Genomic DNA, 7678 nt, shown 5'->3' on the forward strand with positions numbered 1-7678 from the left:
GGACTTAGCCGGTGGGGGCCGATTTGCCGGTGGCCATTTCCCACACCGAATAATCCACCACCGCAGCAGGCGGATCGGCGCTGAGAATGCCCAAAGATTTCAAGGTTTCCACGTTGGCCCGATACACCGAAGGCACCAGCAACCCAGCATTGCCTTCCAGGGTGGGGCCCGCCTGATACAGCTTGGCAATTTCAGCCATTTGCCAGGTTTGGTGCTTGAGGGGATCCGCTTCCGAGCCGGATCCTTTGCAGGTTGCGCCGCAGAAGGTGAGAACCACCTGCACCGTTTCTTCTGGGTTGGCCACAGCGTAATCCCAACCCTTGATCGAGGCTTTCACCAATTTGGCCGCGATGGCTTTGCCCGATTGGCCGGATCCCTTAAAGTTGCTTTCGTTTAAAACGCGCTCGGTGGTGAACAGCAGGTCTTCCAAGAGGTTGATGCCGTAGTCTGGCAGGTGCATGACGTTGAGTTCGCTCAGGGGGTAGCCCAAACCCACGATCTGATTCAGCTCGTTGTAGAGCATGGCCGAGGCTACATCCACCTTATCGGGAAAAACCAGGGCCGGATCGAAGCCATAGGTGATCAGCTCCACATCGGGGTTGGTCACCCCTGTATCCAGGCTGGTGGTCAAGTTGAAGGCTTTCATCAGAGCCAGGGCCGGATATTCGTTGCCAGAAGGCCAAATGCCCACCTTTTTACCTTTGAAATCGGCAGGGTTTTTGATCCCGCTGGATTTGAGAGACACCATCGCGTAGCCCGACTTCTGAAAGATCTGGGCGATGTGAACCACGGGCAGCCCCTGAGCCCGGGCAGTCAGCAGGTCGGTGATCCAAGTGTTGCCAAAGTCGGCTCCGCCCACGACCACTGTCTGGATGGGGGATTGATCTCCAATCGGCAGCAGCTCGACGTTCAGACCTTCGGCTTCGTAAAATCCTTTTTCCTTGGCGATCAGGTATCCGGCAAACTGGGCTTGCGGAAACCATTTCAGTTGAAGTTTCACATCCACCAACCGGCTCTGGGCCTGGGATCCCATCCCCAGCAGGGTCGTCAGTGCCAGCGCCATGCCCAATACCAACGACATCAAAGGGATCCCGCGCTTACGCTTGAAGAGGCGGGGCAGGTGAGATAGGGCGTGAACAGTACGGCGGCCTAGATCCATAGTGCAACCCTTGCTTCTTAAGAACGGTGTGCCAAGACTGTAGAGGATCTGCCTCTGGGCAGAATGTTCACCACGCTCACAATGCCTGGAGGGAGATCAAATCTGCGGGGCCAACTTTCCGTCGGCTTTGGAATGACCCCTTCGAGGTCAGGCCCCCATTGGAATCACCGTGCATCCCCAGCTCGCCAACTCAAATTCCCGCCCAGTGCCACCAGGCCCAGCCCAGCCCCACTAGCAGCGCCGTTACCCCGTAGAAGGATCCCACCACCTGCACCTCCGACCAGCCCCCCAGCTCCAGATGGTGGTGCAAGGGCGACATGCGCAACAGCCGTCTGCCTGTGCCGGTTTTGCGTTTGGTGTATTGGAAGTAGCCCACCTGCAGCATCACCGACAGCGCCTCTGCCACCAGCACTCCCCCCATCAGGGCCAAGGCCCAGAGCTGATCCCCCAGCAGCGCCAACCCGGCCAGAGCGCCCCCCAACCCCAGGGATCCGGTATCGCCCATGAACAGCCGCGCCCGGTGGTGGTTGTGAACCAGGAACCCCAAGCAGGCACCGCTCAGGGTGAAAGCCAACACCGATAGCTCTGGATCCCTGTGAAGGAGCCCCAGCCCAATCAGCAGGATGGCCACCACCCCTGCCGCCAAGCCGTCCATACCATCGGTGAGGTTTACGGCATTATTGGTGCCCACCAACACAAACAGGGCCAAGGGCCAGAACAGCCAGCCCAGAGAGAGGGTGCCTATCCCCGGCAAGGTCAGACTGGTCGGGATCCCCTGCCAGGCCAGGTAGACACAAAACCCAAGGGCAACTCCCACCTGGAGCAACAGCTTGTGTTGGGGAGACAACCCCTTGTTGGATTGCTGTCGGATCACCAGCCAATCGTCCAGCCAGCCGACAAAACCGTAGGCCAGCGCGAGCAGCGCGACAGCCAGCCAATGGGGATCCCAGCCGATCCAGATCCCGGCCACCAGTAGCCCCACGGGCAAAAAGCTGATCCCGCCCATGGTGGGTGTGCCTGCTTTTTTCTGGTGGGATTGGGGCCCCTCCTGACGGATCACCTGCCCTGCCTTCCAGCGCCGCAATCCGGGGATGAGCAGGGATCCCAGCAGGGCCGAACCCAACACGCTCAATCCAAAAGGAACAAACACCTGGGGGCGGATCCCAATCACAAGGGCCGAGAGGGCTAAACCCAGCCCCAGCGAGAGCGCCATCCCGCCCCACTCTGTTTCTTCCAGCTCCAGATCAGGAAGTGTATCCGCATCCACCCTTTCTGAACCCCTCACACCCTCAACCTCCAAACCCTCAAAAACTCTATCCTGCCAGAGCTCAGAGGCGAAAGTTAGTTGAGTGGGGATCCCTTCAATAGGGCCACTTCCAGTTGCGCACCTCCGGCAGATCTTCTCCATGCTCGCGGATGTAGTGTTTGTGCTCCACCAGCTTGTCTTGGATGATCTGCTTGATGTGGGCCCGCTCGTACTTGAAGCGCTCCACCCGATCCAACACATCATCGGCCAAGCTGAAGCGATCCACCTCGTTGAGGACACACATGTCGAAGGGGGTGGTGGTGGTGCCCTCCTCCTTGTAGCCGCGCACGTGCAAGTTGTGGTGGTTGGGGCGACGGTAGGTGAGGCGGTGAATCAGCCAGGGATAGCCGTGGAAGGCAAACACGATGGGCTTGTCCGGCGTGAAGATGCTGGCGTAATCCACATCGCTGATGCCGTGGGGGTGTTCGCTGGGCGGCTGCAGCTTCATCAAGTTCACCACATTCACCACCCGGATCTTGATGTCCGGCAGGTGCTGCCGTAGGAAGTCCACCGCCGCCAGGGTTTCCATCGTCGGCACATCGCCGCAGCAGGCCATCACCACATCCGGCTCTGAACCCTGATCGTTGCTGGCCCATTCCCAGATGCCCAAGCCCTGGGTGCAGTGCTTGATGGCCGCATCCATATCCAGGTACTGCAGGGCCGGCTGTTTGCCTGCCACGATCACGTTCACGTAGTGGCGACTGCGCAGACAGTGGTCGGCCACCGAGAGCAAAGTATTGGTATCCGGGGGCAGGTAGACGCGGATGATTTCGGCCTTTTTGTTGACCACGTGATCCAAAAAGCCGGGATCCTGGTGGCTGAAGCCGTTGTGATCCTGCCGCCACACATGGGAAGTCAGCAGGTAGTTGAGGGAAGGAATGGGCCGCCGCCAAGGAATGTGCCGGGTGGTTTTCAACCATTTGGCGTGTTGGTTGAACATCGAGTCCACCAGGTGGATGAAGGCTTCGTAACAGGAAAAGAACCCGTGTCGCCCGGTCAACAGGTAGCCTTCTAGCCAGCCCTGACAGACGTGCTCGCTGAGGATCTCCATCACCCGTCCATCTGGGGAGAGGTGCTCGTCGCAATCGTAGATGGGAGCTACCCAGGTGCGGTCGCTGGCCTCAAACACAGCATCCAAGCGGTTGGAAGCGGTTTCATCGGGGCCAAAGAGGCGGAAGTTGTGGGGGTTGAGCTTCATCACATCCCGCAGAAATTGCCCCAGAACTCGGGTGGCTTCGGCTTCGGTGGTGCCGGGGCGGGGGACAGGCACGGCGTAGCGACGGAAATCCGGCATTTTCAGCTCCCGCGTCAGCAGGCCGCCGTTGGCGTGGGGCAAAGCCCCCATGCGTTTTTCCCCTTTGGGGGCCAGCTCTTGCAGCTCCGGCAGCAGACGGCCATTTTCATCGAAGAGTTCTTCCGGCTTGTAGCTGCGCATCCAGTCCTCCAGAGCCTTGAGGTGCTCCGGTTTTTTGGCCAGATCCGCCAGGGGCACTTGGTGGGAGCGCCAGAAATCTTCCACCTTTTTGCCGTCCACCTCTTTGGGGCCGGTCCAGCCTTTGGGGGTGCGCAGGATGATCATCGGCCACTGGGGACGAGTGGGATCCCCTTTGCTGCGGGCATGCTGCTGGATTTCTTGGATCTCGTGGATCACCGTGTCCAAAGTGGCGGCCATCAACTGGTGCATCTCTGCCGGCTCGCAGCCTTCTACGAAGTAGGGTTTGTAGCCGTAGCCCACAAACAGATTTTGCAGCTCGTCACGGCTGAGGCGGGCCAAAACGGTGGGATTGGCGATCTTGTAGCCGTTCAGGTGCAGAATCGGCAGCACTGCTCCGTCGTGGATGGGGTTGAGGAACTTGTTGGAATGCCAGGAAGCGGCCAAGGGGCCGGTTTCCGCTTCTCCATCCCCCACCACACAGGCCACCAGCAGATCGGGGTTATCAAAGGCAGCCCCAAAGGCGTGGGCCAGGGCATAGCCCAGTTCTCCCCCCTCGTGGATGGAGCCAGGGGTTTCCGGAGCCACGTGGCTGGGCACGCCGCCGGGGAAGGAGAATTGCTTGAACAGCTTGCGCATGCCTTCGGCGTCTTGGCCGATGTTGGGATACACCTCGCTGTAGGTGCCTTCCAAGTAGGTGTTGGCCACCAGAGCAGGGCCACCGTGGCCGGGGCCGGTGATGTAGAGGATATTGAGGTTTTCCCGTTTGATGATGCGGTTGAGATGCACGTAGATGAAGTTCAACCCGGGTGTGGTGCCCCAGTGCCCCAGCAGGCGTGGCTTCACATGTTCCAGTTTTAGGGGTTCTCGCAGCAGCGGGTTGTCCATCAAATAGATTTGCCCGACCGACAGATAGTTGGCGGCCCGCCAGTAGGCATCCATTTTGCGAAGCTCGTCGGCGGTGAGCGGTTTTGTCGAGAGCTGTTCTGCCAGAACCATAGCTGTACCCCATAGGTATCTCTACTCCTATGGTGATCCGGGTTTGCCCAATTGCCGGGGGATCTTGGGATTCCTTTGGATTTGGCTCATTGGGTGAGCGGTAGGCACCTGTTACCACCACCAGGGCTTGATCGGGGTGCCGTCGGGAAAGATCAGGCCGGCAATCCGGGATCCGCTGTGCTTTAACCCTTCGATCTGAGCTCCTTCCAGGTTGGCTTGGGTTAGGTTGGCCCCGCTGACATCGGCCCGCCGCAGGTTAGCCCCCTGAAACTGGGCCTGACGCAGCTCGGCGCCGCTGAGATTGGCCCCTTCCAGGTCGGCATTTTGCAAGTTGGCCCCCCGCAAGTCCGCCCGCTGTAGGTTGGCTCCCCCCAAGTCCGCTCCCTCCAGGTTGGATCCGCGCAGATCGGCCCGGTTCAGATCCGCTCCCCTCAGCCGGATCTGACAGAGCACCAGTTCTCGCAGATCGGCTTTGCTCAGGTCTTGGCCGGAGAAATCTTGCCCCTGTCCCCCCCAGTTTTGCAACTGCCAAATGTGGCGCACCCGTTCTTCCAGGTGGGTCTCTTCCGAAAGCTGGGATCCCCGCAGGCTGGTGCCGCTGACCTTGGCCCCTCTGAGGTCGGATCCCCGCAGGTCGGCTCCCTGTAAGTCGGCTCCGCTCAGCTTGGCCCCTTGCAAATCCGCTTGGCGCAAATCCGTTTGCCGCAGCCGGGCGCCGTTGAAGTTGCAAAAGCGCAAGTTGGCCCGCCTCAGGTTGGCCTCCCACAGGTTGATCCCCCCCAGCCGTGCTTCTTCAAGGTCGGCTCCCTCCAGGTCTGCATAGGCAAAATCCCGCTCCCCACGCCGATAGGCCACGATCACCCCTTGCGCTCCCCCCACCGGGCGAAAAGGGCTGTAGGTGCGACAGGCCCGTTCTGCCTCCGGCTGGCCAAGCTGAGACAACAGCCGCCAAGCTGCCAAGCGGACTGCCCAAGAGCTATTGCCGGCGAGGGCTTCAATGAGTTCGGCCAGGCCCGCCGACCCGTACTGCAGCAACTGGGGCAGGGTGGCCAAGCGCACGGCTTCATCGCTGTGGGTGAGTCGTCTCCGCGCCCCCTCGATACCTCCCAACACCAAGGCGTGGGCAGGGGCGCTCCCGGTTGCCATTTGCCCCCCCAACACCAGATCCCAAGGTTGGGGCCGGGATCCCTGGTCAGTCCTGACAGCCGGCTGAGGCTTACCTACCATGGGCGGATGCCGATGGGCCTAGCTATACCCAACGCCCCACCACCACGCGGATGGTGCCATCCTCCAGCACTTCTTCGGCCTCGATGGCATAGCCCTGCTCACGGGCTGAGCGCAGCAAACTTTTGTGGGCATAGCGCTGCAAGATCGGCTCCAGAAAGGTCTTGGGATCGATGCCCGCCCCCCACAGATCGGCCACCAGCTCGTAGTGATCCCCGTTGCGGCGAAACCCGATGTCGAAGCCATTTTTCTGACGGATCACCAAGTCGGCACGGGTGCGGTTCCAGAGATAGCCCCGCAGGCTGGTATCCCGCTGCACGGCGTAGCCCAATTCCTTCAGGGTCTCTTCCAGGAGATCGGCGTCTTTGATTTGCACTTGCAGGGTGGTGAAGTGAGACATGGCCCTTCCAATCCTTTGACCGATGGAGACCGGATCCTCACTATAAAGCGCCCTTGGGGTGGTGGAAGAAATGTAAACCATCCTGCGGTGGGTCGAGCGAGCGGAACGCAGCTCCCCCTTTCTCCCGCAGGAGTGCAACACACCTGGGCCTGGAGGGTCGCTGGGCTGGCCTGACCTGCCTTCTTATGTAGGCGCGCGCTGCGGCATTCGCGATAGCGGTACGGAGCACCAAGGCTGAGGCATCCGCGCCTAGCGTGTTCGGTGATACAGAAATCTTAGATCTGCATCTAGTGTCCAAAGTCGAGTATTGGCGATAACTTCCACTAGGTTTAGAGGCAGAAGCAAAAACCCGTCCCACAGGGATCCGTCCTCATCTGTTTCCGGCTGAGGTTGTCGGCGATGACGTGCCAAATTCACCTCAAGGCATTCCAAAAACCTGCTGATGAACCTTTCTATTCCCTGCCGAGCAAGCCCTTCCGATAGTTCTGCAAACAGAAATATCCATTTCTAGTTCTAACAAAATGAGTGAAAAAATTTGCTTTCTTAGCTTATGAGCAATCTGATTTGGCATCAAAAATTTGTTGATTGTTTAGAACAATCTTTCGTAACTTTCCTAAGCCTTAAATCCGGGCTTATGAAATGGTTTATTTGTCGGGCACCCTTTTAGTAGAGTTTTTAATCAACAAAATGGGCAGCTAGACGCTCCTAATAGAGTCTAGTGAGCCAGACTCAATAAATTTAGTGAGTCAAGCACTCGATTCTGGCTCAAGTTTTTAGAGTTAAAGCCTTTACGAAAGGGCTTTTGTGCTGGTATGAATAAGGTGCTGTTTGCAGAAAGGTCAGCTTCACACACAGGAAGACGGCTTGATGCAACAACAGGAGAAGTGGCGATTCTGACAGGACATGAATTTATGGTGTGGGGTTTGATATGTCGGAAAGTCTTGACTTGCAAGATGCGGTGGGGCGTTTCTTGAAGACGATTGGGCGCTACTCGTTGCTCACCGCTGAAGAAGAACTCCGTTTGGCTCACCAGGTGCAGCGGATGGTGGCGCTCCTAGAACAGCGGCAGCCCCACGAGTCGGTGGAAGATTGGAGCCGGCGGTTGGGGATCCCCTTGGCAGAGCTGCAGCAGATCCTGCGGCAGGGGGAAGCAGCCAA

6 protein-coding genes are annotated in these 7678 nt (G+C 58.9%); 1 reads left to right on the forward strand and 5 read right to left on the reverse strand.

Going from position 1 to position 7678, the window contains the following annotated elements; genetic code table 11:
* Positions 1-4: 4 nt before the first annotated feature.
* From NW838_RS16015 to NW838_RS16035, 5 genes are all read right to left on the reverse strand, one after another.
* On the reverse strand, positions 5-1159 hold the full coding sequence (locus NW838_RS16015) for an ABC transporter substrate-binding protein (protein WP_414357754.1): 1155 nt from the start codon (positions 1157-1159) through the stop codon (positions 5-7).
* A 190-nt stretch (positions 1160-1349) separates the two neighbouring features.
* Positions 1350-2372, reverse strand: a complete 1023-nt coding sequence (gene mraY / locus NW838_RS16020) for a phospho-N-acetylmuramoyl-pentapeptide-transferase (protein ID WP_414428389.1) — start codon at positions 2370-2372, stop codon at positions 1350-1352.
* Between the two features lie 148 nt (positions 2373-2520).
* Positions 2521-4896, reverse strand: a complete 2376-nt coding sequence (locus NW838_RS16025; protein ID WP_414357755.1) for a phosphoketolase — start codon at positions 4894-4896, stop codon at positions 2521-2523.
* Positions 4897-5007: 111 nt separating this feature from the next.
* Positions 5008-6123, reverse strand: a complete 1116-nt coding sequence (locus NW838_RS16030) for a pentapeptide repeat-containing protein (RefSeq protein ID WP_414428384.1) — start codon at positions 6121-6123, stop codon at positions 5008-5010.
* Positions 6124-6145: 22 nt separating this feature from the next.
* Positions 6146-6520, reverse strand: coding sequence for a DUF1257 domain-containing protein (locus tag NW838_RS16035; RefSeq protein WP_414357757.1), 375 nt, complete (start codon positions 6518-6520; stop codon positions 6146-6148).
* Positions 6521-7448: 928 nt separating this feature from the next.
* On the opposite strand from NW838_RS16035, the gene NW838_RS16040 reads away from it, so the two are divergent.
* On the forward strand, positions 7449-7678 hold a 230-nt coding region (locus tag NW838_RS16040), incomplete at its 3' end, for a sigma-70 factor domain-containing protein (protein WP_414428385.1).

This window comes from Synechococcus sp. R55.2 (assembly GCF_047462075.1).
Lineage (GTDB): Bacteria > Cyanobacteriota > Cyanobacteriia > Thermostichales > Thermostichaceae > Thermostichus.

What these genes read in the sequence shown, in the direction of transcription:
- NW838_RS16035 (WP_414357757.1), bottom strand. Translation starts at nt 6,520, where the DNA reads ATGTCTCACTTCACCACCCTGCAAGTGCAAATCAAAGACGCCGATCTC.
- NW838_RS16015 (WP_414357754.1), bottom strand. Translation starts at nt 1,159, where the DNA reads ATGGATCTAGGCCGCCGTACTGTTCACGCCCTATCTCACCTGCCCCGC.
- mraY (WP_414428389.1), bottom strand. Translation starts at nt 2,372, where the DNA reads ATGGCGCTCTCGCTGGGGCTGGGTTTAGCCCTCTCGGCCCTTGTGATT.
- NW838_RS16030 (WP_414428384.1), bottom strand. Translation starts at nt 6,123, where the DNA reads ATGGTAGGTAAGCCTCAGCCGGCTGTCAGGACTGACCAGGGATCCCGG.
- NW838_RS16025 (WP_414357755.1), bottom strand. Translation starts at nt 4,896, where the DNA reads ATGGTTCTGGCAGAACAGCTCTCGACAAAACCGCTCACCGCCGACGAG.